The 21,905-nt window shown below is 71.6% G+C and carries 20 protein-coding genes and 2 pseudogenes; 6 read left to right on the forward strand and 16 right to left on the reverse strand.

Annotated features, from left to right (window positions below; all coding sequences use genetic code 11):
* Positions 1 to 190: 190 nt before the first annotated feature.
* From G6039_RS14375 to G6039_RS14395, 5 genes are all read right to left on the reverse strand, one after another.
* On the reverse strand, positions 191 to 292 hold the full coding sequence (locus G6039_RS14375) for a 30S ribosomal protein bS22 (RefSeq protein WP_003402602.1): 102 nt from the start codon (positions 290 to 292) through the stop codon (positions 191 to 193).
* A 202-nt stretch (positions 293 to 494) separates the two neighbouring features.
* Positions 495 to 731: a helix-turn-helix domain-containing protein gene (locus tag G6039_RS14380; RefSeq protein WP_003937551.1), complete on the reverse strand. Its 237-nt coding sequence runs from the start codon at positions 729 to 731 to the stop codon at positions 495 to 497.
* 121 nt (positions 732 to 852) lie between these two features.
* A complete protein-coding gene (gene proC, locus G6039_RS14385) occupies positions 853 to 1,671 on the reverse strand; it encodes a pyrroline-5-carboxylate reductase (RefSeq protein WP_029545142.1) in 819 nt (272 codons plus the stop codon).
* A gap of 49 nt (positions 1,672 to 1,720) precedes the next feature.
* Positions 1,721 to 2,575, reverse strand: a complete 855-nt coding sequence (locus tag G6039_RS14390) for a thioesterase family protein (RefSeq protein WP_006935980.1) — start codon at positions 2,573 to 2,575, stop codon at positions 1,721 to 1,723.
* Complete coding sequence (locus G6039_RS14395) at positions 2,572 to 3,243, reverse strand: MerR family transcriptional regulator (protein WP_043803244.1); 672 nt, start codon at positions 3,241 to 3,243, stop codon at positions 2,572 to 2,574. Before G6039_RS14395 ends, G6039_RS14390 begins: the two co-directional genes overlap by 4 nt.
* Before the next feature lie 82 nt (positions 3,244 to 3,325).
* Here G6039_RS14395 and G6039_RS14400 point away from each other — a divergent pair, with 82 nt between their 5' ends.
* Positions 3,326 to 3,745, forward strand: a complete 420-nt coding sequence (locus tag G6039_RS14400; protein ID WP_006935984.1) for a hypothetical protein — start codon at positions 3,326 to 3,328, stop codon at positions 3,743 to 3,745.
* Here the strand turns inward: G6039_RS14400 and G6039_RS14405 are convergent.
* From G6039_RS14405 to G6039_RS14415, 3 genes are read right to left on the reverse strand one after another with little or no spacing between them, the layout of a single operon-like run.
* A complete protein-coding gene (locus G6039_RS14405) occupies positions 3,701 to 4,663 on the reverse strand; it encodes a sugar phosphate isomerase/epimerase family protein (protein WP_006935986.1) in 963 nt (320 codons plus the stop codon). The two genes, G6039_RS14400 and G6039_RS14405, sit on opposite strands and share 45 nt — an antisense overlap.
* A gap of 13 nt (positions 4,664 to 4,676) precedes the next feature.
* Positions 4,677 to 5,846 carry a hypothetical protein gene (locus G6039_RS14410; RefSeq protein WP_043803247.1) on the reverse strand — a complete coding sequence of 390 codons (1,170 nt, stop codon included), beginning with the start codon at positions 5,844 to 5,846 and terminating at the stop codon, positions 4,677 to 4,679.
* A complete protein-coding gene (locus G6039_RS14415; protein ID WP_029545150.1) occupies positions 5,843 to 6,796 on the reverse strand; it encodes a Ppx/GppA family phosphatase in 954 nt (317 codons plus the stop codon). The genes G6039_RS14410 and G6039_RS14415 overlap by 4 nt, the downstream gene beginning before the upstream one ends.
* 45 nt (positions 6,797 to 6,841) lie before the next feature.
* Between G6039_RS14415 and G6039_RS14420 the strand changes: the two genes are divergently transcribed.
* Positions 6,842 to 7,672: a DUF3109 family protein gene (locus tag G6039_RS14420; protein WP_006935994.1), complete on the forward strand. Its 831-nt coding sequence runs from the start codon at positions 6,842 to 6,844 to the stop codon at positions 7,670 to 7,672.
* Here G6039_RS14420 and G6039_RS14425 read toward each other — a convergent pair.
* The 3 genes from G6039_RS14425 to G6039_RS14435 form a co-directional block, all read right to left on the reverse strand.
* Positions 7,654 to 8,343, reverse strand: a complete 690-nt coding sequence (locus tag G6039_RS14425) for a response regulator transcription factor (protein WP_043803251.1) — start codon at positions 8,341 to 8,343, stop codon at positions 7,654 to 7,656. The genes G6039_RS14420 and G6039_RS14425 overlap by 19 nt on opposite strands.
* A 77-nt stretch (positions 8,344 to 8,420) precedes the next feature.
* Complete coding sequence (locus tag G6039_RS14430) at positions 8,421 to 9,539, reverse strand: sensor histidine kinase (protein ID WP_231386031.1); 1,119 nt, start codon at positions 9,537 to 9,539, stop codon at positions 8,421 to 8,423.
* Between the two features lie 218 nt (positions 9,540 to 9,757).
* Positions 9,758 to 10,504 carry a phosphoglyceromutase gene (locus tag G6039_RS14435; RefSeq protein WP_006936001.1) on the reverse strand — a complete coding sequence of 249 codons (747 nt, stop codon included), beginning with the start codon at positions 10,502 to 10,504 and terminating at the stop codon, positions 9,758 to 9,760.
* Positions 10,505 to 10,636: 132 nt separating this feature from the next.
* On the opposite strand from G6039_RS14435, the pseudogene G6039_RS14440 reads away from it, so the two are divergent.
* Positions 10,637 to 12,404: pseudogene (locus tag G6039_RS14440) on the forward strand (hydroxysqualene dehydroxylase).
* A gap of 138 nt (positions 12,405 to 12,542) precedes the next feature.
* Positions 12,543 to 14,159 (forward strand): FAD-dependent oxidoreductase, encoded by a 1,617-nt coding sequence (locus G6039_RS14445; protein ID WP_043803252.1) that lies wholly within the window; start codon positions 12,543 to 12,545, stop codon positions 14,157 to 14,159.
* Between the two features lie 4 nt (positions 14,160 to 14,163).
* Here the strand turns inward: G6039_RS14445 and G6039_RS14450 are convergent, their stop codons facing one another.
* A complete protein-coding gene (locus G6039_RS14450; RefSeq protein ID WP_043803255.1) occupies positions 14,164 to 15,750 on the reverse strand; it encodes an AMP-binding protein in 1,587 nt (528 codons plus the stop codon).
* A 197-nt stretch (positions 15,751 to 15,947) separates the two neighbouring features.
* On the opposite strand from G6039_RS14450, the gene G6039_RS14455 reads away from it, so the two are divergent.
* Positions 15,948 to 16,955: a helix-turn-helix transcriptional regulator gene (locus tag G6039_RS14455; RefSeq protein ID WP_051359203.1), complete on the forward strand. Its 1,008-nt coding sequence runs from the start codon at positions 15,948 to 15,950 to the stop codon at positions 16,953 to 16,955.
* Between the two features lie 118 nt (positions 16,956 to 17,073).
* On the forward strand, positions 17,074 to 18,270 hold the full coding sequence (gene acmB, locus G6039_RS14460) for a methyl acetate hydrolase AcmB (RefSeq protein ID WP_080688667.1): 1,197 nt from the start codon (positions 17,074 to 17,076) through the stop codon (positions 18,268 to 18,270).
* A gap of 77 nt (positions 18,271 to 18,347) precedes the next feature.
* Here acmB and G6039_RS14465 read toward each other — a convergent pair.
* The 4 genes and pseudogenes from G6039_RS14465 to G6039_RS14480 all read right to left on the reverse strand — a co-directional run.
* Positions 18,348 to 18,683: pseudogene (locus tag G6039_RS14465) on the reverse strand (transglycosylase family protein); the annotation flags it as partial.
* A gap of 379 nt (positions 18,684 to 19,062) precedes the next feature.
* Positions 19,063 to 19,581, reverse strand: coding sequence for a type III secretion system chaperone family protein (locus tag G6039_RS14470; RefSeq protein ID WP_006936013.1), 519 nt, complete (start codon positions 19,579 to 19,581; stop codon positions 19,063 to 19,065).
* Entirely contained in the window at positions 19,578 to 20,915 is a 1,338-nt protein-coding gene (mshA, locus tag G6039_RS14475; protein ID WP_006936015.1) for a D-inositol-3-phosphate glycosyltransferase, read from the reverse strand. The genes G6039_RS14470 and mshA overlap by 4 nt, the downstream gene beginning before the upstream one ends.
* A 93-nt stretch (positions 20,916 to 21,008) precedes the next feature.
* Complete coding sequence (locus G6039_RS14480; protein ID WP_029545165.1) at positions 21,009 to 21,710, reverse strand: winged helix-turn-helix transcriptional regulator; 702 nt, start codon at positions 21,708 to 21,710, stop codon at positions 21,009 to 21,011.
* Between the last annotated feature and the right edge of the window lie 195 nt (positions 21,711 to 21,905).

Genomic DNA, 21,905 nt, shown 5'->3' on the forward strand with positions numbered 1-21,905 from the left:
GTGACTTTCGCAACAAAGCATTACACCGGAGTAACCGATCACCGGAATGGCCCCTGTGCGGGACCTTCGGCCCCTCGGGCGCACACTCCGCATTCCGGCCGAACCGGACATTCCGCTCGCCGGCCGCCGACGAGCCGGCGGAAACGCTCGATGCCCGCCACCGCGGGGTGACGGGCATCGGGAGATCGATCTACTTGCCGAGTTTACGACGCTGCACTCGGGTGCGGCGGAGCAGCTTGCGGTGCTTCTTCTTCGACATGCGCTTGCGGCGCTTCTTGATCACAGAACCCATCTGGGTTTTCCCTCACGTTCTCTCTAGCGTTCCTGCGCGCACGCCGGTGACGTACGCCTGTTGTCGACGCTGGGCCTCGTGGTGACGAGCTCAGCGCCTCACGACACCGGGTGGCCGGTACGACGACAAGCAATCCTACCGGGGCGGGTTTCGATCGGTGAAACCGAGGTCCGCTCCGGGTTCGATTGCGGTCGTCGACCGCTCAGCCGACGTCGAAGTAGGACGTTTCCAGGTAGTCGTGCACAGCCTTGGCGTGCACCCGGAACGAACGCCCCACTCGCACGGCGGGCAGTTCCCCGCTGTGCACCAGCCTGTACACGGTCATCTTCGACACCCGCATCAGCGCCGCCACCTCGGCGACGGTGAGGAACTGGGTGCCGGAGAGAACCGACTGACCGTCCTCGGGTTGACCCTTCGACGGTTTGCTTCCAGATACCATTACACACCTCCGGCACGTCCCGCGCCGCCGGCTTCCCCTCCGGCGGAACAGACACGCACGTGCTCGATCGAGCTTAGCGTGACCAATGGTTCCCGTGCGACGATGCGCGCGACGAATTTCCTCAATCCCCGGACGAACCGAGGGCCGCGGAGCGGTCCCGGGCCGCCGCGAGCGCCTCGTAGAACGCCGTCCGAACGCCGCCGCGCTCGAGTTCCCGGATCGCCGCCGCGGTGGTTCCGCCCGGCGATGTCACCGCTGCACGCAGGTCGGCGGCGTTCTCCCCCGACCGGGCGAGCATGGCCGCCGAACCGGTCATCGTCTGCACCACCAGCTCGGTGGTGGTCGCCCGCGTCAGGCCCAGAGCGACGCCCGCATCGATCATCGCCTCGGCGACGAGGAAGAAGTACGCCGGGCCGGAACCGGACACGGCGGTGACCGCGTCGATCTGGGACTCGGGAACCACCGTCACGGTACCCACGGACTCCAGGATCTCGCGCGCCAGCGCCAGATGGTCGGGCTTGACGTGCCGGCCGGCGGCGATCACGCTCGCACCCTCCCCCACCAGCATCGGGGTGTTGGGCATGACGCGCACGACCGGCGATCCGGCGGGCAGCTTGTTCTCGTACCGCGACGTGGGCACGCCGGCCACCAGCGACATCAGCAGCTTCTCGCGGTCGCTGTCCAGGTCGGCCTTGCCCAGGTCCGCGAGCACCACGTCCACGTCGCCCGGCTTGACCGCGATCACCAGCACGTCGGCGCCTTCGGCCGCGTCGGCGATCGAGTCGGTGACGCGGATCGAGTACTCGGTGGCCAGCTCCTCGGTCCGGGCCGGGAACTTCTCGACAACCACCAGATCCTTGGTCGCGAATCCACTCTGCAGCAGCCCCGAGACCAGCGCCTCGCCGATCCTGCCGCCACCGATCACCGCAATTCTCGTCATGGGCAACAGCCTGCCACGACCGTTGTCGTGCCCCGCATCGCCCCGACGATCAGCGCGGGATCATCGCGAGCTGGCGGCTCTGCACGACGACGGCGCCGGTGGCGTCGACGACGGTGTGGTCCTCCTCGAACCAGGCGTTGCCCAGGACCGTGCTGTCGGCCATGATCCGCAGCCAGCCGGGCGCCGGCAGTCGCCGCAGGTAGGCGGTGAGCTGCACGGTCGGAGCCCAGCCGAACAGGCCGCGGTTCATCGTGACCGGGGCCGAGATGTCCCCGGCCATCAGCGCGAACAGCACGGCGGTGTCGACGTCGGCCTCGTCCCCCGGCCACGGCCGCGCCCACATCCGCACCACCGGTTCACCCTGCTCTCCCGCGAGGAAGCGGGCACTGGTCTCGTCCACGACGAGGTCGGCCCCGCCGCACAGGTTCACCACCTGCGCCATGGGATGGCCGGGACCGATGAGGGGCGCGCCGGCGGGCGGCTGCACCGGCAGCCCGGTGACCGGGTGCGGCGCGGTGTATCGCGGCTCGCCCGCGTCGGGCTGCCCGAGCGTCACCGAGGCACGGACCGCGATGCGGTCGCCCTGAGCCAGCTCCACGTCGACCAGACCGACCTGCTTGCCCAGCTTGCGGACGGTGGTGGTCAGCTGCACGTCGCCGGGGTCAGGGGCGGCGACGAACCCGGCACTCACCGCGAGGGGCTGCACGGCCGGATCGGACCCGGCGGCCTGCAGCGCCGACCGGGCCGCCGCGGCGCACACGGCGAGCATGCAACCGCCGTGCACCTTGGGGCCGATCGTCCAGACCGGGGCGATGTGGGCGAGCCAGCGATCGTCGCCGGCGGCGTCGAGTGTCGTCAGGTCGCGGAACGGGTGGTTCTCGGGATCGGGCACGGCGTCGGTCACTGCTGCTCCTGGGAATCGGCGACGGGGCTGTCGAGGGAACCGGGTGGGAAGAACTCGGTGAAGCGGCGGGCGGCAAGGTGCTGGTGCGCGAGGCGGCGCATCGCGGTGAGGACGGGTTCGTACAGGGCCGTGCCGAGGACCGCCGCCTCGACCGTCGCATCCCGGGACCGGGTGGGCAGCAGGTCGAGGTCGAGCTCGGCGATGCCCAGCACGTGCCGTCCGTAGACGTCGATGCGCTCGTCGCTCATCGCCAGGCCGGCGGATTCGAGGGCGGCCAGGGCTCGCTCGAGCTGCGCGACGGCCGCGAACCGCGGGTCGTAGAGCTGGCCGAGCCGCTCGAGGACGCGCCGGGCACGCGGACAGTCGCGGGGTTCGGGCGCGTCGTCGTCGGGCGGGTAGGGCGGCAGCGCGGCGATGGCCCGGCCGAGGGCGACGAACAGCGACTCGTCGGTGCCGTCGAGGAGACGGACGATCTCGCGGATGCGCGGCAGCGGCAGCCCCTGGGCGGCGAGCGCACGGATCAGGGCGAGGCGGCGGACGTGCCGCTCGTCGTACCGGGCCTGGGTGGCGCTGGTCGCCTCGCCCGGCATCAGCAGGCCCTCGCGCAGGTAGTACTTCACGGTCGCCAACGGGACGCCGGTGCGGGCCACCAGTTCCGAGATCCGCATTGCCACCTCCTCTTGACATCGGATAGTACAACTATCCAGTATTGGATATTGCAACTATCCAATTGTCTGCGAGGAGGACCTCGTGCATCCCGTACTCGTCATCGCCCTCGGCGCCACCCTGCTCACCGTCGCCGGGATCGCCTTCGGCGGCACGTTCCTGCTGCGCGTCACCGGCGGGCGGGTGCCGGCCAACGAGCTGCAGAAGGCCTTCTTCCGGGCCGGTCACGCCCACGCCGGCGTCCTCGTCACCCTGGGATTGCTCGTGGCGGTGCTCACCGACGCGGTCGGCGCCTCACCCGGATGGGCCGCGGCCGGCGCGCTCGCCGTGCTCGGCTCGGCGATCCTGATCCCGGCCGGATTCTTCCTGTCCGTGCTCGGCCCCGACCCCCGGCGGCCGGGCGCGATGATCGCCTCGGTGTGGCTCGGCGCCGCCGCCCTCGTCGCCGGGGTGACGATCTCAGGCGTCGTGGTTCTCGGCGCCGGGATCGGCGCCCTGGCCTGACGCGCGAACCTGCTCGATCGCCGTCGAACGCGGATGCTCGGGCCCGGTGGTGATCGCCAGTCGGGGGGCGCGGTGCAGATGCTCGCGCGCGAAGGCCAGCGCCTGGGCCAGCGCCCGTGCCCGCGCGGACCGGGTACGCGCCCCCTGGGTGCTGACCTCCAGGACGACGTGCCCGGAGAAGTCGCTCTCGGCGAGGAGCCGGCACACCTGCTCACACGGCTGGCCCCCCTCGCCCGGGAGCAGATGTTCGTCCGTCGAAGCACCGTGGCCGTCCGCGAGGTGCAGATGGGCCAGACCACCGCCCATGCGCTCGGCGAGCGCCACCGCGTCCATCCCCGCCGTGGCGGTGTGCGAGAGGTCCAGCGTGTAGTGCGCGAAGCCGGTGTCGGTGGGATCGATCGACGGGCTGTAGGCCGACACCGCCCGGCCCGGCCCGCCCCGCTTGCGCATGCGCTGGGCGGTCCGGTCGCGGCCGCCGAAAAACACGTCGGCGCGCATCGGGTACATGTTCTCCACCGCGACGACCACGTGACTGCGGTCCTCGAGGTCCGCCACCTGATCCGCGAAGCCGTCCGCGTAGCGGCGCTGCCACCGGAACGGCGGATGCACCACCACCGACGTGGCACCGAACGATTCCGCCGCCCGCACCGACCGCTCGAGCTTCGCGGCCGGGTCCGAGCCCCACACGCGTTGCGAGATCAGCAGGCACGGCACGTGCACCGCCAGCACCGGTACGCCGTACTTGCGCACCAGCGCCTGCACCGCCCGCACGTCCTGGCTCACCGACTCGGCCCAGATCATCAGCTCCACGCCGTCGTAGCCGAGTTCGGCCGCATAGCGGAAGGCCGCCTCGGTGTTCTCCGGATACACCGAGGCGGTCGACAACCCGACCAGGATCTCTCGCGAAAGGACGCTCATGACGACGTGCGGATCAGCCGGTGGGCAGCAGGAACAACAGCGGACCGAACGTCACGAAGGCGCCCACGGCGAGAGCGATGAGCTGGCTCGTGATGTCGTCGGTGCGGCGGAGGATGCGCACCATCGCCACCAGGCCGACAATGACCAGAAGTGCGAGCGCGAACGCCACCCACGGCAACGCGTCCCACAACTGTTCGAAGCCCTTGAACAGCAGCGCGCCCGCGATGATCGCGACGACGCCCTCGCCGATCAGCCGCACCCACTGACCGATCGCGCCGCGCGGCTCACCGGTGTCGGACGGGGCCTCGTCCGGCTCAGCCGCGGCCGGGGTCTCCGCCGGGGCGGCAGTGCCGCGGCGACGGCGTGACCGCGCGGACCGCTCCTCCGGCTTCTCCTCGTCCGGCTCGTCCGCGGCGACGGGCTCGCCGATCGTCTCGGTGTCGCCGTCGGCGGTGTCGTCACCGTTGCCCCGCAGGTCGCTCGCGGGCCCGGACAGCAGCCTCGGCTCGGGGGCGTCGGCGGGCCGCGCCGGCGCGCTCGCGGTCACCTCGGCGTGGGCCCGCGCCCGCCGCGGCAGGACGGCCGGGCGGATGATCTCGGTCGGCGACTCGACCTTCACCGGCTGCACCCGCTCGGCGGCTGCCGGCTCCTCGCGCGTCCGGGGCGGCGACGGCGGGACCTGGGTCTCCGGCTCGACCTTCGGCGCCTCGAGTGCGAGGGGCTCGACCTTCGGCGTCGCCGACACCACGGGCCCCGCCTTCGCCGGCACGACGGGCTGCGCCTGTGCCGGCACCACGGGCCCCACCTTCGGCTTCTCCGGCACTACGGGCTCCACCTTCGGCTTCGCCGGCACCACGGGCTCCGGCTTCGCCGGCACCACGGGTGCCGCCTTCGCCGGCACCACGGGCGCCGCCTTCGGCGCCGCAGGCGGGGCGGACGCGGCCGGCTCGGCCACCGGAGCCTCGACCTCCGGGGCCTCCGGGGCCTTCGTCTCCGGAGGCTCGGTCGGCTCGGGCTCCGGAATGCTGACGGGAATCTCTCCGGTCAGTTCCGCGACCGAGATTCCCCCACTGACGCCGCGGCGGCGACGTCCGCCGGCGCGGGAATTCACCTTCTGGCCGTTCCGGGCCAGCAGCTCCGCGACGGAGATCTGCCCGGTGTCGGTGCTGTGACCGTCCGTCATTGCGAAACCACCATCAATTCGCCCCCCATCTCGGTGTCGAGTTTGCGGAGGATGAGCCCCTCTCGCAGGGCCCAGGGACAGATGTCGAGCGTCTCCACTCCCAGCGCGCGCATGGCGGCCTCCGCGACCAGCGCACCGGCGACGATCTGCTGCGACCGGTCGGAACTCACGCCCTCGAGCTCGGCACGGTCCGCGGTCGTCATGCGGGAGATGAACGCGATGAGCTGACGCAGCCCGGCGGCGGTCAGGGTGCGCCGCACGCGCGGGCCCGCCGACGACGGGGCGGCACCGGTCAGCCGCGCCAGGGTGCGGAAGGTCTTCGAGCTTCCGACGCACAGGTCGGGAACGCCGGCCGCACGAAGCTCCTGGGCGGGCCGGACGAGCTCGGCGTCGAGCCAGTCCCGCAGCACCGCGACGCGCCGCTTGCCGGGCGGGTCCTCGCTCAGCCAGTCCCGGGTGAGGCGACCGGCGCCGAGCTGCAGCGAGAACGCGCAGTCCGGGTCCTCGTCGCCGCCGAAGGTCAGCTCGAGGGAGCCGCCGCCGATGTCGAGGCACAGGATGCGTCCCGCGCTCCAGCCGTACCAGCGCCGGACCGCCAGGAACGTCAGCCGGGCCTCGTCCACGCCGGAGAGCACCTCGAGTGCGACGCCGGTCTCGGCGCGGACGCGACGGAGAACCGCTTCGGAGTTGTTGGCGTCGCGCACCGCGGAGGTCGCGAAGGCCATCAGCTCCTCGCATCCGGAGGTGCGGGCAATGCCCGCGAAGTCGGCGACCGTCTCGACCAGCCGGTCGGCGCCCTGCGGGGTGATGTCGCCGCGGTCGTCCGTGTTCTCGGACAGGCGCAGGGTGGCCTTCGTCGAACTCATGGGGGTGGGATGGCCACCGCGATGAGCGTCCACCACGAGCAGATGGACGGTGTTGCTTCCGACGTCGAGTACCCCTAGGCGCACATACATACGGTACTGGGTCTACCGTCGGGTCCTGTGACAGCAGGTATGCCCGGCGCCGCACACAAGCAGGTCCCGGCCCCCGAAGTTCCCCTCGACTTCCCGCGCGAATGGGTCGAGTTCACCGACCCGGACAACAGCGAGCACGTCGTCGCCGCCGACCTGACGTGGCTGCTCTCCCGCTGGACCTGCGTGTTCGGCACGCCCGCGTGCCAGGGCATCATCGCCGACCGCCCGGACGACGGGTGCTGCTCCCACGGGGCGTTCCTGTCGGACGACGACGATCGCGCCAAGCTGGACGCCGCCGTGAGACATCTCACTCCCGAGGACTGGCAGTTCATGGAGAAGGGACTCGGCAAGAAGGGCTACCTCGAGGAGGACGACCTCGAGGACGAGCCGGCCCTGCGCACCCGCCGCTACAAGGGTGCCTGCATCTTCCTCAACCGGCCCGGTTTCGCCGGTGGCATCGGCTGCTCGCTGCACAAGATGGCGCTGCGGCGCGGCATCGAACCCCTCGAGGTGAAGCCGGACGTGTGCTGGCAGCTGCCGATCCGCCGGACCCAGGACTGGGTCGAGCGCCCCGACGGCACCGAGGTGCTGCGCACCGTCGTCACCGAATACGACCGGCGCGGCTGGGGCGAGGGCGGCCACGACCTGGACTGGTACTGCTCCGGATCGCCGGACGCCCACGTGGGCGCCTCGCCGGTGTGGCAGTCGTACGCGCCGGAACTGCGCGAGCTGATCGGCGATGCCGCCTACGAGGAGCTCGCGCGGCTGTGCCGCCGCCGCGAGGGGCTGGGCCTGATCGCCGTGCACCCCGCGACGACGGCCGCCGCCGAGCGGACACCGGAGCCCGCCCCCTACCCCTCGAGCTTGTAGCCGAGGCCGCGGACGGTGACCAGGTGCTGCGGCTTGGCGGGATCGGCCTCGATCTTCGAACGCAGCCGCTTGACGTGCACGTCGAGGGTCTTGGTGTCGCCGACGTAGTCGGCACCCCAGACCCGGTCGATGAGCTGGCCGCGCGTGAGCACCCGGCCGGAGTTGCGCAGGAGGTACTCGAGCAGGTCGAACTCCTTGAGCGGCAGGGTGACCGGTTTCCCGCCCACGTGCACGACGTGCCGGTCCACGTCCATCCGCACCGGCCCGGCCTCGAGGATCCCGTCGTCCTGTGCGGACTCGGCGTCGCTCTCCCCGCCGCGGCGCAGCACCGCGCGGATGCGGGCGATGAGTTCACGCGCCGAGTACGGCTTGGTGACGTAGTCGTCCGCTCCCAGCTCGAGGCCGACGACCTTGTCGATCTCGCTGTCGCGAGCGGTCACCATGATCACCGGCACGCCGGACCGGCTGCGCAGCTGCTTGCACACGTCGGTGCCGCTCATGCCAGGCAGCATCAGGTCGAGCAGGACGATGTCCGCGCCGGCCCGGTCGAACTCCGCGAGCGCCGACGGTCCGTCGCCGACGACGGTGGTGCCGAAGCCCTCCTTGCGCAGCAGGAACGCGAGCGGATCCGCCAGCGATTCCTCGTCCTCCACGATCAGCACACGCGTCACTGCTGGTCCTCCGTACCTTCCGTTACCTGGTGCATCCGGCTCGCTTCCGTTTCTCGTCGTGGATGTCGGCGTGGTCGTCACCGCTCCGCCGTCAGCGCCGCCCCGCCCTCGCGGCGAGGGGAGGCGACCTGTGACTCGCGGGGGTCGGCCGAGTGGGCGGGGATGAGGAGCGTGAACGTCGATCCGGTTCCCGGCTGGCTCCACAACCGGATCTCCCCGTTGTGGTTGGCGGCGACGTGCTTGACGATCGCCAGGCCGAGACCGGTGCCGCCGGTGGCGCGGGAACGGGCCTTGTCGACCCGGAAGAACCGTTCGAAGACGCGCTCCTGGTCCTCCTTCTCGATCCCGATGCCGCGGTCGGTCACCGCGATCGCCACCTTGCCCGCGCGCAGGGACCGGCTGACCGAGACCGGCGAGCCCGGGGACGAGTAGGCGACCGCGTTCTCGATGAGATTGGCCAGGGCGGTGACGAGCAGCGTCTGATCGCCGAGGACCTCGTAGCCGCTGGGGGCGTCGGTGGTGACGGTGATCTGCGCGTTCTCGGCGGTCAGGCGGGTGCGGCGCAGCGCCTCCTCGACGACGTCGTCGACCTCGACCACCTCGAGGTTCGGGAGCTTCTCGGCCCCCTGCAGACGCGAGAGCGCGATCAGTTCGGTCACCATGTTGCCGAGCCGGTTGGCCTCGCTCTGCAGCCGGGTTCCGAAGTGCCGCACGGATTCCGGGTCGTCGGCGGATTCGAGCAGGGCCTCGGCGAGCAAGGCCATCGCGCCCACCGGCGTCTTGAGTTCGTGGCTGACGTTGGCGACGAAGTCCCGGCGCGTGGCCTCCATCCGGACCTGCTCGGAGTCGTCGTAGGCGTAGAGCGCGACGAAGCGTGCGTCGTCGTCGAGCAGGCGCCGCGCGACGCAGCGCACCGCGACGCGCTCGCGACCGCGCGGGCTCTTCGCGGTGAGGTCGAGCTCGGCGGGCTCACCGGTCTCGAGGACCCGGGTGGCGGCCGCCCAGGCCGAGTCCTCGACGAGCCGGTTGCGGACGAGGCCGAGTTCCTCGGCGCGCGGGTTGAACAGGATGACGTCGTGGAACCGGTCGACGACGGCGATGCCCGTGTCCGCGCCGTAGACGACGCGGTCGAGCACCTGGGCCATGGTCAGGTCGGCGTCCGTGCGGTCGGTGGCCCGCCCCCGGAGGAGCCGCATCAGCACGATCGCGAACACGGCACCGAGGACGGCGGCCCCGGCGAGCAGCACGGCCTGCACAACAGTCACGTCTCGAATCGTACGTAGGCACGGCGGGACGGTGACAGCGGGTCGGGGCATTCCGCCGCACGTCACGCCGCATGTTCGCGGCATTTGCCGCGTGTTCACCGGCCGTTTCCCGGGGGCCGCGGGACGGCTGCCCGCGGCCCCCGGAGGGACTACCGCCCGCCCTGGCCGGCGACGGCGGCGGCACCGGCCGCGGCCGCCTCGGGATCGAGGTACGTGCCGCCCGGGTTCAGCGGGCGCAGGTTCTCGTCGAGGTCGTAGCGCAGCGGGATGCCGGTGGGGATGTTCAGCCCGGCGATCTCCTCGTCGGAGATCCCGTCGAGGTGCTTGACGAGGGCGCGCAACGAGTTGCCGTGGGCCGTGATCAGAACGGTCCGGCCGGCCCGCAGGTCCTGGGAGATGGTCTCCTCCCAGTACGGGATCAGGCGCTCGACGACGTCCTTCAGGCACTCGGTGAGCGGCACCTCGTCGACGTCCGCGTACCGGACGTCGCTGTCCTGGCTGTACTTGCTGCCGGGCTCGATCGGGGGCGGCGGGGTGTCGTAGCTGCGGCGCCACAGCATGAACTGCTCCTCGCCGAACTCCGCCTTGATCTCCGCCTTGTTCTTGCCCTGCAGCGCACCGTAGTGCCGCTCGTTCAGGCGCCAGTCACGCACGACCGGGATCCAGTGCCGATCCGCGGCGTCGAGCGCGTAGTTGGCGGTGCTGATCGCGCGGCGCAGCAGCGACGTGTACAGCACGTCCGGCAGGAGACCGTGCTCCGCGAGCAGCTCGCCGGCACGCTTGCCCTCGGCGATCCCCTTGTCGGTCAGGTGCACGTCCACCCACCCCGTGAAGAGGTTCATCGCGTTCCATTCGCTCTCGCCGTGGCGGAGCAACACAAGTGTTCCGTTGGTCATGGGCCAATCCTGGCACGCCCGGGCGGCGGTGCCACGTCCGCACCGTTCGGCGAATCCGCCCCGCGGGCCGCACACATCGGATATATGTGACAACGGTTGTTTTCAGAACGACGCCCTGATCGGGGGATTCTCGTGTTCGACACCCGGCTTTCCCGCCGCACCTTCCTCACCGCCCTGGGCGCGGTCGCGGTCGCGCCCACGACCACTCACGCCGCACCGCGCTCGCCCGCGCTGCGCTCGGGGGGCCGGCGCGTCGCCGTGCTCGGCGGCGGGATAGCAGGCCTGACGGCCGCCCACGAACTGATCGAACGCGGCTTCGAGGTCACCGTCTTCGAACCGACCGCCCTCGGCGGCAAGGCTCGCAGCATCCCGTCGCCGGGCACCGGGTCCGGTGGACGCGCCGACCTGCCCGGCGAGCACGGCTTCCGCTTCTTCCCGGGCTTCTACCGGCACATCCCCGACACGATGCGGCGGATCCCCTTCCCGGGCAACCCGAACGGCGTGTTCGACAACCTCGTCGCCGGATCCGCCTTCCGGATGGCGATCCCCGGCGGGCCCGACCTGACCGCCCCCGCGTCGATCGCGCCGCTGCGCCCCGACGTCCTCGACCCCGCCTCGCTGCAGGAGTCCCTGGCCGCCGCCTTCTCCCTCGGCGGCGCGATCCCCCCCGCACGAGCTGGCCGTCTTCACCCGCAAGCTGGTGATGTTCCTGACGAGCAGCCTCGAACGCCGCCACGGCCAGTGGGAGCACCAGACGTGGTCGCAGACGCTCGAGGCCGACGGCAAGTCGCCGGCCTACCGCAACATCCTCGTCTCGGCGCTGACCCGGCAATTGGTGGCCGCCCGGCCCACAGTCGCGTCCACCCGCACCATCGGCATCATGGGCCAGGCGTTCGTGTGGAACGCGATGGGCACCGTCCCCGAGTACGGTCACCTGGACCGGCTCCTCGCCGCCCCCACGAACGAGGCCTGGATCGACCCGTGGTCCGCGCACCTGCGCGCCCTCGGCGTTCGATTCGAAATGGGCTGGGCGGCCGAGGCTCTCGACATCGCCTCGGGCTCGATCACCGGAGTACGGCTGGTGGACGGCGGCGGCACCCGCGCCGTCGCCGAGGCCGACTGGTACGTCGCGGCGATGCCCGTGGAGCGGGCCGTGCCGCTGTGGTCACCGCGGATCGTCGCCGCCGATCCGCGGCTCGGGGCCATGCGGAACCTGCAGACGGACTGGATGGTGGGCATCCAGTACTTCCTGCGCCGGCCCACCCCGATCGCCGACGGGCACGTCGCCTACCTCGGCTCGCCGTGGGCCCTGACCTCCATCAGCCAGGGCCAGTTCTGGCGCGGGGACTTCGCCGCCCGCTACGGCGACGGCAGTGCCCACGACTGCCTGTCGGTGGACATCTCCGACTGGGACACCCACGGCATCCTCCACGGGAAGACCGCGAAGGAGTGCACCGCCGAGGAGATCGCCCGGGAGACGTGGGCGCAGATGTCGGCGTGCCTCGACGACACCGGCACCGGCGTCCTCGACGAGAACGACGTCGTCTCGTGGTTCCTCGATCCCGGCGTCCGGTGGGACGCCGCGCAGGCCCGCAACACGAACGACACTCCCCTGCTCGTCAACACCGTCGGCTCGTGGGTCGACCGTCCGGAGGCGCGCACCGCGATCCCGAACCTCTTCCTCGCCGGCGACTACGTCCGCACCGACATCGATCTCGCGACCATGGAATCGGCCGGCGAATCGGCGCGGGCGGCCGTCGCCGCGCTGCTCGAGGCCGCCGACTCGCCCGCCGCACCGCCGGCGCGGTACCGCCTGCACGAGCCGCCCGAGCTCGAGCCGATGCGGCGGATCGACGCCGACCGCTACCGCGCCGGGCTGCCGCACATCCTCGACGTGTGACGTCGGGCGCGCGCTGCCCGGTGGCGAGAGGGTCCGGAGCGTGGTCCCGTCGGCACGGAAGCAGGATGCGGCGAACGGGCACGCGCCGGAGGCGGATTCGGACATACTTCCCTCGAACGCGACGAAAGGGTATGCCCGATGAGCGAGACCTCGGTCCTGGTGGTCGGTGCCGGCCCGGTCGGACTGACCGCCGCGCTGGAACTGCGCCGGCGCGGCGTCGACGTCGTGATCGTCGATCGGCTCCCGGAGCCGCCGCAGTACGCCAAGGCGGTCGGTATCCAGCCGCGCACGCTCGAGGTGTGGGACGCGATGGGCGTGCTCCGGCCGTCGCTCGACGTGTCCGCGCCGATGCACGGGCAGCTCGTGTACGTCGACGGGCAGGAGGTGATGCGCCTCGAACTCGCACTGCCCGAGGACGTGCCGTACCGATTCGTCTGCATGCCCCAGTACGCCACCGAACGGGTGCTGACGCAGGCCCTGGCCGAGCACGGCACCGTCGTGCGCCGCGGCGTCGAACTGACCGGCTTCGACCGGACCGCGGACGGCGTGGTCGCCGCCCTGCGCGACGGCGAGGACACGACGCGGCTGGCCGCCCGCTATCTGGTCGGCTGCGACGGCGCGCACAGCGCCGTGCGCAAGGGCCTCGGGGTGTCCTTCGACGGCGACGCGTTCCCCGAGGAGTACATGCTCGCCGACGTCGAACTGGACTGGTCGATGCCGGCCGGTTACGGCATCCGCGCGTCGACGCGGACCGACGGCACGACGACGGACATGATGGTGTGCATCCCGCTGCCCGGCGACGGCCGCTACCGCCTGTCGACGTTCGTCGCGCCGGACCTGGCGACGTCCGCGCCCGGCGTCGGAACCGTTGCGCACGGACTCGAGGGCGGGCGCCGGCCCACCCTCGGTCACATCCAGGCGGTGCTCGACCGGCTGGCGCCGGAACCGACGCGGGCGAGTGCCCTGCGCTGGTCGTCGGTGTTCCGGATCAGCCACCGCCTCGCCGGGAACTACGGTGGGGGCCGGGTGTTCCTGGCCGGGGACGCCGCGCACATCCATCCGCCCACCGGGGCGCAGGGTATGAACACCGGCATCCAGGACGCCTACAACCTCGGCTGGAAGCTCGCGCTGGCGGTGCAGGGCCGCGCCGCCGACGGCCTGCTCGACAGCTACGACGCCGAGCGCCGCCCCATCGGGGAGGAGGTGGTGGGCCGCACCGTGCGGCACGCCCGGCAGGGCATCGGGGCCGGCGAGACGGACGCGGCGACCGCGATCGCGCGCGAGGCCCAGTTGCTGCTCGGCTACCCCGGCAGCCCGCTCGTGGGCGGCGACGTGCCGGACGGGGGCGGTCCGGCCCCGGGTGATCGCGCCCCGGACGCGACGGGACTGCGACAGGACGCCGTCGCGTCGCCGCTCCGGCTGCACGAGCTGCTGCGCCACCCCGGTCACACGGTGCTGCTGTGGGCGCCGACGGTGCAGGCGCTGGCGTCCCAGCGGGAGCTGGCCGAGCGGGCGGCGGACCGTTTCGGCGACGCGCTGCGGGCGTACGTGCTCGTGGCGGGACCCGCCGGGACGCCGGCCGACGGCAGGGTGCTGCGTGACGACGCGGGCCGCGCCGCGCAGGCGTACGGGTTCGGCGGTGCCGCCGCGGCCGTGGTGGTGCGGCCGGACGGCTACGTCGGGTTCCGGGCGCAGGATCCGACGATCGAGGCGCTCGCGGCGCATCTCGGCCGGATCCTGCGGCCCGGACGGTAACCGGCTACGCCGTCGGCGTGCGCAGATCCTTGCGCAGGATCTTGCCCGCGGCGGACTTCGGAACGATGTCGATGAACTGCACCCGGCGCACCTTCTTGTGCGGCGAGACGCGCTCGGCGACGAACTCGATGACCTCGTCCTCGGTCAGCTCCGCGTTCGGCTGGCGCACGACGAACGCCTTCGGCACCTCCTCGCCCTCGTCGTCGAGCACGCCCACGACCGCGGCGTCGGCGATCTGCGGGTGGGTCAGCAGCAGCGCCTCGAGCTCGGCCGGCGGCACCTGGTAGCCCTTGTACTTGATCAGTTCCTTGAGCCGGTCGACGATCGTGACGTTGCCGGCCGCGTCCACCGTGGCGATGTCGCCGGTGTGCAGGAACCCGTCGGCGTCGAGGGTCTCCGCGGTGGCCTGCGGGTTGCCGAGGTAGCCGAACATCACGTTCGGGCCCTTGCACCACAGCTCACCCGGCTCGGAGACACCCTCGCCGGTCGGGTACGCGACCTCCTCGAGCGTGCCCGGGTCGACCAGCTTGCACTCCATGTTGGCGATCGTCGGGCCGACCGAGTCGAGCGGCACGTCGTCGCCGTCGAACGGGATGGCGTGGCTGACCGGGCTCATCTCCGACATGCCGTAGCCCTGGCGGATCTTGCAGCCGAGCCGCGCGGACACCGCACCGCCGAGTTCCTTGTCCAGGGGTGCGGCACCCGAGAACACGGTGTGCACGCTGGACAGGTCGAACTGGTCGACGAGGGGGTGCTTGGCGAGGGCAACCGCGACGGGCGGCGCGATGAACACGTACGTGCACTTCTGCTCGGCGACGATCCGCAGGAACTCCGGCAGGTCGAACTTCGGCATCGTCACCAGCGACGCCCGGTTGTACAGGGCCGCGTTGAGCAGCACGGTCATGCCGTAGATGTGGAAGAACGGCAGCACGGCGAGGACCTTGTCGTCGGCGCCGATGCCCATGCGCGGGTTGATCTGGCACACGTTGGCGACCAGGTTGGTGTGCGTGAGCATCACACCCTTCGGGCGGCCCGTGGTGCCCGACGAGTACGGCAGCACCGCCAGATGGGTGGCCGGATCGAACGACACCTCGGGGGCGGGCGCGTTCTCGGCGAGCAGGTCGCGCAGGGACGGGTGCCCCTCGGCGCCGTCGAGCACGACGAGGTGGTCGTCGGCGATGCCCACCTTGGCCGCGGCCTCCTTCGCGTGCGGCAGCAGCGGGGAGACGGTGAACAGGAACGTCGCCTTGGAATCCTCGAGCTGCTTGGCGATGTCCTCGGCGGTGTAGAGGGCATTGATCGTGGTGGCGGTCGCGCCCGCCCGCAGGATGCCGTGGAAGACGGACGCGAAGGCGGGCACGTTCGGCGAGAGCAGGCCGACAACGTCGCCGACCCCCACGCCGCGCGCCGCGAGGGCCCCGGCGATCGCGTCGATCTGCCCGATCAGGGCGCGGTAGTCGGTGACGGCCCCCGACGCGCCCTCGATCAGCGCCGGGCGACCGAGGTCCGCCTCCGCGATCGAACCGAACAGGAAGTCGTAGACACTCAGTGCCGGGATTTCGACGTCGGGAAACGGGCTGCGAAAGCTCATGGGTTCTCCTCGGGAGCAGGACTCTGTGGCACGCCGTGCCAGACGTGCCGGGAGTACGGTACCTGACCGCTGTGAAGGCAGTCACACGCACGCCGGACATTACCGCGTCGGGGGCCGTCGCGTGCCCGGTCGCGCGCGCCCGGACCCAGCCGATCGGGCAGTGTCGGCGCCCGCCCCGGCGCTCTAGGCTCGGCCGGATGACGGACGTCGTGCATTCGCTGGACCCGTTCTCCGGCTGCGCCCCCTCGCCGGCGACGGTCTCGACGGACTGGGACGAGATCCGGGCGTGGTCGGACCAGGTGTACATGCCCTATCGCGTGCGGCCGAGCGGGCGCCTGCTGCGCCCGCGATCGAGCATGTTCTCCGCCGCGATCGGCGACATCGTGCTCACCCGGTTCCGGTACGGGATCCCGGTGACCGTCGACCAGCTCTCGGCCGAGGCCGGCAACATCCTGGTGCTGACGACGATCCGCGGTCACGCCCGGCACCGGGTCGCAGCGGGCGAGGTGGAGATCGACTCCGGCGCCACCTTCGTGGCCGACTGCAGCCGGATCGAGCACCGCGTCGACTTCGACGACGAGCATCTCCAGCTCAACCTGACGGTGCCGCACCGGCTCGTCGCCGACCTCGCCGACCGCTGGTTCGGCGTCGTTCCCGACGACCGTCTGTGGCAGCACAAGTGCGTCGTCGGGGCCGGATCGTCGGGCTGGAACGCGCTGCTCGCGTATGCGGTCCGCGCGATCCGCGCCGATCCGGTGCGCATCGCGCAGGGCCCGCCGGGCGCTCACCTGCAGGAGCTGCTCCTCGGTCACCTCGTCACCGAATGGGCCGCCGCAGCGGGCGTCGCGCTCGACGCCGGCCGCCAGCCGGCCGCGCCGGCGTACGTCCGCCGCGCGGAACAGTACATCCGCGAGCACGCCGCGGATCTGCCCACGGTCTCCGAGATCGCCGCCGCCGTGGGCGTCAGCGTGCGCGCACTGTCGGGCGGGTTCCGCCGCCACCTGGACACGACGCCGAACCGGTACCTGAGCGACGTGCGATTGCAGCACATCCGCGACGAACTCGCCGCGGCGTCGGCCGAGTGCACCGTCTCCGCGGTGGCGGCCCGATGGGGCTACGTCAACATGGGCGTCTTCGCCGCCGCCTACCGTCGCCGATTCGGCGAGAACCCGTCGCGGACCCTCGCCCGGGCCCGCGGACGGTGAGTGCCGAAATCCGACAGCGCGTGCCGATCGGAGGTGGCCCACGTCACACCCCTGTCCGTAGCGTCCGCATCCGACGCCGGTGGGCCCACCGGCGGCGGACCCGCGCACAGGAGGAACCGTGACAGACGACTTCGCGAGCACCATGGATGCAGCCCTACGGGAACTCACCCACAGCCCGGGGGGCCTGCCGGGCGTGGTGGCCATGCTCACCGACCGGGACGACGTGGTGTATTCGGGGGTGGCCGGGGAACGGGCCGCCGGGTCCGGCACGGCCATGACCGCCGATACCGTGTTCGCCGCCTTCTCCACGACGAAGGCGATCACCGGCACCGCGGCACTCCAGTGCGTCGAGGAGGGCCTGCTCGACCTCGACGCCCCCGCCGCCCGGTATGTGCCGGAGATCGGCGAACTCCAGGTTCTCGAGGGCTTCGGAACGGACGGCGAGCCCCTGCTGCGCGCGCCGAAACGGGACATCACCACCCGCATGCTGCTGCTCCACACGGCCGGCCTCGGGTACGACTTCTTCGACGAGAACTACCGGCGTCTCGCCGAGGGGCACGGTCAGCCCAGCGTCATCACGGCGTCGAAGGCCGCGCTGCGGACCCCGCTGCTGTTCGATCCGGGCGAGCGGTGGATGTACGGCTCGAACATCGACTGGTGCGGGCTGGTGGTCGAGGCCGTGCGGGGCCGGCGCCTCGGGGAGGTGATGCGCGAACGGATCTTCGAGCCCCTCGGGATGGCGGACACGGCGTTCACCCTCACCGCCGACATGCGCGACCGGCTCGCCGTCGTCCACCAGCGCGGCGAGGACGGGACAGTCGTACCGATGCCCGAGATGGTGCTCCCCCAGGATCCGGAGGTCCACATGGGGGGCCACGGTCTGTACACGACCGTCCCGGACTACCTGAGGTTCCTCCGGATGTGGCTGCGCGACGGGGACGCGCCCGGCGGCCGGGTGCTGGCCGCCGGAACGGTCGCCGACGCGGTGCGCGGCGGTTTGGACGGGCAGCAGATCACCGCCCTGCCGGGCGTGATCCCCGCGCTGTCGAACGATGCGGAGTTCTTCCCCGGGCTACCCAAGAACTGGGCATACACGTTCATGGTCAACGAGGAGCCGGCGCCGACGGGTCGGCCCGCCGGGGCGCTCGGCTGGGCCGGCCTGGCGAACCTGTACTACTGGATCGACCGCCAGAACGGCATCGCCGGTTTCTGGGCCACCCAGATCCTGCCCTTCGCCGACGCCGTCTCGTTCGGTGGATACCTCGACTTCGAGGCCGCCGCCTACCGCCGGTCGGCCGCGTCGCGGATCCGGTGAGAACCCGACGAACCCCGCGTGCGGTGCACGCGGGGTTCGTTCGGCTGCTACGAGCGTGAGCCCGGGCGGTGGGATCAGAGGTACTGACCGCACACCGGCCACGCACCGACGCCCTGGCCGGCCAGGACGTTCTCGGCGATGGCGATCTGCTGCTCCCGGGTCGCCTGGTCGGCGGTGGGGGCGTACTGCTGGCCGCCGTAGGCGTTCCAGGTGCTCGGCGAGAACTGCAGGCCACCGTGGTAGCCGTTGCCGTTGTTGATGGCCCAGTTCCCACTGCTCTCGCACTGCGCGACGGCGTCCCAGTTGCCGGAGGCGGCGTTGGCGGTGCCGGTGCCGAGTGCGAACGGGGTGACGGCCAGGGCCGCGGTGGCGGCGACGGTGCCGAGGGCGCGCTTGAAGGTGAAGTTTGCCATGATGCGGTTGAATTCCTCTCGCGTCTGCTGGCGAGGCACTGCGGCGGCCGACGATGTCGATCCCGCTGCCCGGATTCGGAGCTGTGCCTCGTCCCTGCCCCTCGATCAGGTATCGAGTTCCGGTCCCGCGGGGCAGAGTCAGCGGCGACGGGCCGGTGTTGCTTGCCCGGTGGTATCGGGCTGATTACGACGCTAGAGACTCATCACGGATCGGTCACGCGCTGTTTTCCGGCACGCCCGTCTCACATTCCAAGATCGGGCGGCAGCGTTTTCCCAGGTGACGTCCGAGTAATCGCCGTTTCGAAACCGTGTAGTTACACGGCCGTTATGTGACCATGCTCACAGTAATATTGTGGCTCGGGTCACCGATATCGCGGCGTTACGGCTGCGCGTCCTCCACCACGAAGGGCCGGCCGTCCTCGATCAGGTGCCGGAAGGGTTCGAGATTGCGGAGCGACTCGCCCCGCGAGACCCGCCACTCCCACTCCCGCTTGATGGAGGTGAGGAATCCGAGTCCGAGAATGACGTTGAAATCGTGGTCGGCGGCCTCGAGCACCTGGCCGAGCACCGTGTCCAGTTCGTCCGGAGTGACCGAGGCCTCCGACATCCGGCCGACGAGGTAGATGTCCCCGATCTTGTCGAGGGTGTACGCGACCCCGTACAGCCGCCGATTGCGGCGGAGCAGGTACCGGTAGACGCCCTCGAAGTTCTCGTCGGGCTTGCGGCACACGAACGCCTCGATGCGCAGGCCGTGGTTGCCGGGACTGAGCAGCGTCGTCGTCTTGAGCTTGTTCTCCCCCGGCAGGTCGACGACGAAGTGCCCACCCTCCTTGCGGGAGAACTCGAGGCCGCGATCGCGCAGCGTCGCCTCGATCGTCTCGCTCAGTCGCTCGCTCACGCCCGTACCCCCGTCGTCCGCCGGATCTTCCACACTCCGCGTTGCCGGCGCAGCGGGAACTCGCCGGTCCCGAGCGAACGGTTCCGCAGCGCACCGGCCTTACGGTAACTGGCGAGCAGACCCTCCGCGGTGTGCTCCCAGGAGAAGTTCTCCGCGTGCAGGGGCGCGGCCGCCGCGAGCGCAGCCCGCCGTCCCGGGTCCGTGACCAGCGCGCGCAGCGCGGCGGCCCAGTCGTCGGTGCGATGGCCGTCGACGAGCAGCCCGGTCTCGCCGTCGCGCACCGCGACGCCGAGGCCACCGACGTTCGCGGCCAGCACGGGGGTCCCGCAGGCCTGCGCCTCGATCGCCACCAGGCCGAACGACTCGGAGTAGCTCGGCACCGCCACCACGTCCGAGGCGCGGTAGACCTGCACCAGCCGCTCGGGTGGCTGCGGGGGCAGGAACGTCACCCGGGCGGCGATTCCGAGCTCGGCGGCCAGTTCGATCAGCGAGTGCGGCCGCTCGAGTCCCGTGCCGGAGGGCCCGCCGACCACCAGCACGCGCAGGGGTACCTCCGGGTCGGCGGACATCGCCGCCGCAGCGGCCCGCAGCAGCACGTCCGGTGCCTTGAGCGGCTGGATGCGCCCGACGAAGGTCACGATCGTCTCGCGGGGGTCGAGGCCGAGGCCCGCCCGGGCGGCCGCCCGGTCCCCCGGCCGGTAACGGGACAGGTCCGCACCCGGCGCCACCACGTCCACCCGCGACGGGTCGGCGCCGTAGCTGCGTTCGAGCTGCGCCGCCTCGTCGACCGTGTTGGCGACGAGCCGGTCGGACTCGGCGACCACCTGCTGCTCGCCGATCTGCCGGGCCGCCGGCTCGGGCACGTCACCGTCGGCGAGCGAGGCGTTCTTCACGGCGGCGAGCGTGTGCGCGGTGTGCACCAGCGGGACTCCCCACCGGTCCCGGGCGAGCCAGCCCACCTGGCCGGACAGCCAGTAGTGCGAGTGCACGAGGTCGTAGTAGCCCTGCGGGTGACGGGCCTCCTCCCGCAGCACCCCGGCCGCGAACGCGCACAGCTGCGTGGGCAGGTCGTGCTTGTCGAGCCCCTCGTACGGACCGGCCGCGACGTTGCGCACGAGCACGCCGGGTGCCGCCTCCTGCACCACGGGGTCGGCCGACGACGTCGCCCGGGTGAAGATCTCCACCTCGACCCCGCGGCGCGCGAGCTGCACGGCGGTCTGCAGAACGTAGACGTTCATCCCGCCGGCGTCCCCGGTGCCGGGCTGCGCGAGCGGCGAGGTGTGGACCGACAGGACGGCCACGCGGCGGGGACGGCTGTTCGACTTCGACGTCACTTCTCCATACTGCCCTGCCGCACATCCCCGCCCGGCTCCGCCCTCCCCTGCGCTCCGGCGCGCTGCGGCTGCTCGACGCGGCACCCCGGCCGTTCAGGAATGCTCGCCGGCCTCGAAACCCGCGACGGCGCGGCGCACCGCCGCGTGGAAGGGGCTCCACAGGAACCAGGTCCCGAACTCGCGCACCAGCGCGGACGGCCCGTGCACCTGCACGCTGCCGTCGTCGATCGCCTCGGCGAGGGTCCGGGTGCCGGCGAAGACGCGCATCAGGGCCACCGGTTCCCCGGTCACGTACAGGTCGACGTCGAACCCCGGCGGCTTGCGGCACACCGACGGCTCGCCCCGGTCCAGGACGATCCACAGGCGAATCGGGGCGGGACCGGTGTAGTCGAACTCGATCACCACCCGCCGCTGCGGCACCCGGTCGCGGTCCACCCGGCGGTGCATCCACCACGTCAGCGTCACCGGGTCGACCTCGGCGGGCACCGGTTCGGCGAACAACCACTTCACCGCCCACTCCCCGATCGCGACGAGGATCGGGGCGAGTTCGCGGCCGGCCGGGGTCAGGCGGTACTCGCAGCCGCGGGCCTGCGGGACCCGCTCCAGCACGCCCTTGCGTTCGAGGTGCCGCAGCCGGGTGGCCAGCAGGGTGCGGGAGATGCCGGGGAGGCCGCGCTCGATCTCGTTGAAACGGGTACTGCCGTAGACCATTTCGCGCAGGATCAGCGGGGTCCACCGGTCGGCGAGCACTTCGCTGCCGATCGAGACCGGACAGTACTGCCCGTACTCGCGCACATCTCCAGAGTAGGTCCAGAACGTGCACTGGGCGGCATCGATCTGCGCCCCTACCGTCGAGACATGACCACCGTAGACATCACCCAGTCCCCCCGCTCCCGCCCCGATTCGCCTGTGGATCGTCCTGGACCGGGGCGAGCCGTCGGTGTGCCGCAAGCCGCCGGGGTTCGACGTCGACCTGTACGTGACCGGGGA

Source organism: Rhodococcus aetherivorans, assembly GCF_011058165.1.
Classification (GTDB): Bacteria; Actinomycetota; Actinomycetes; order Mycobacteriales; family Mycobacteriaceae; genus Rhodococcus; species Rhodococcus aetherivorans.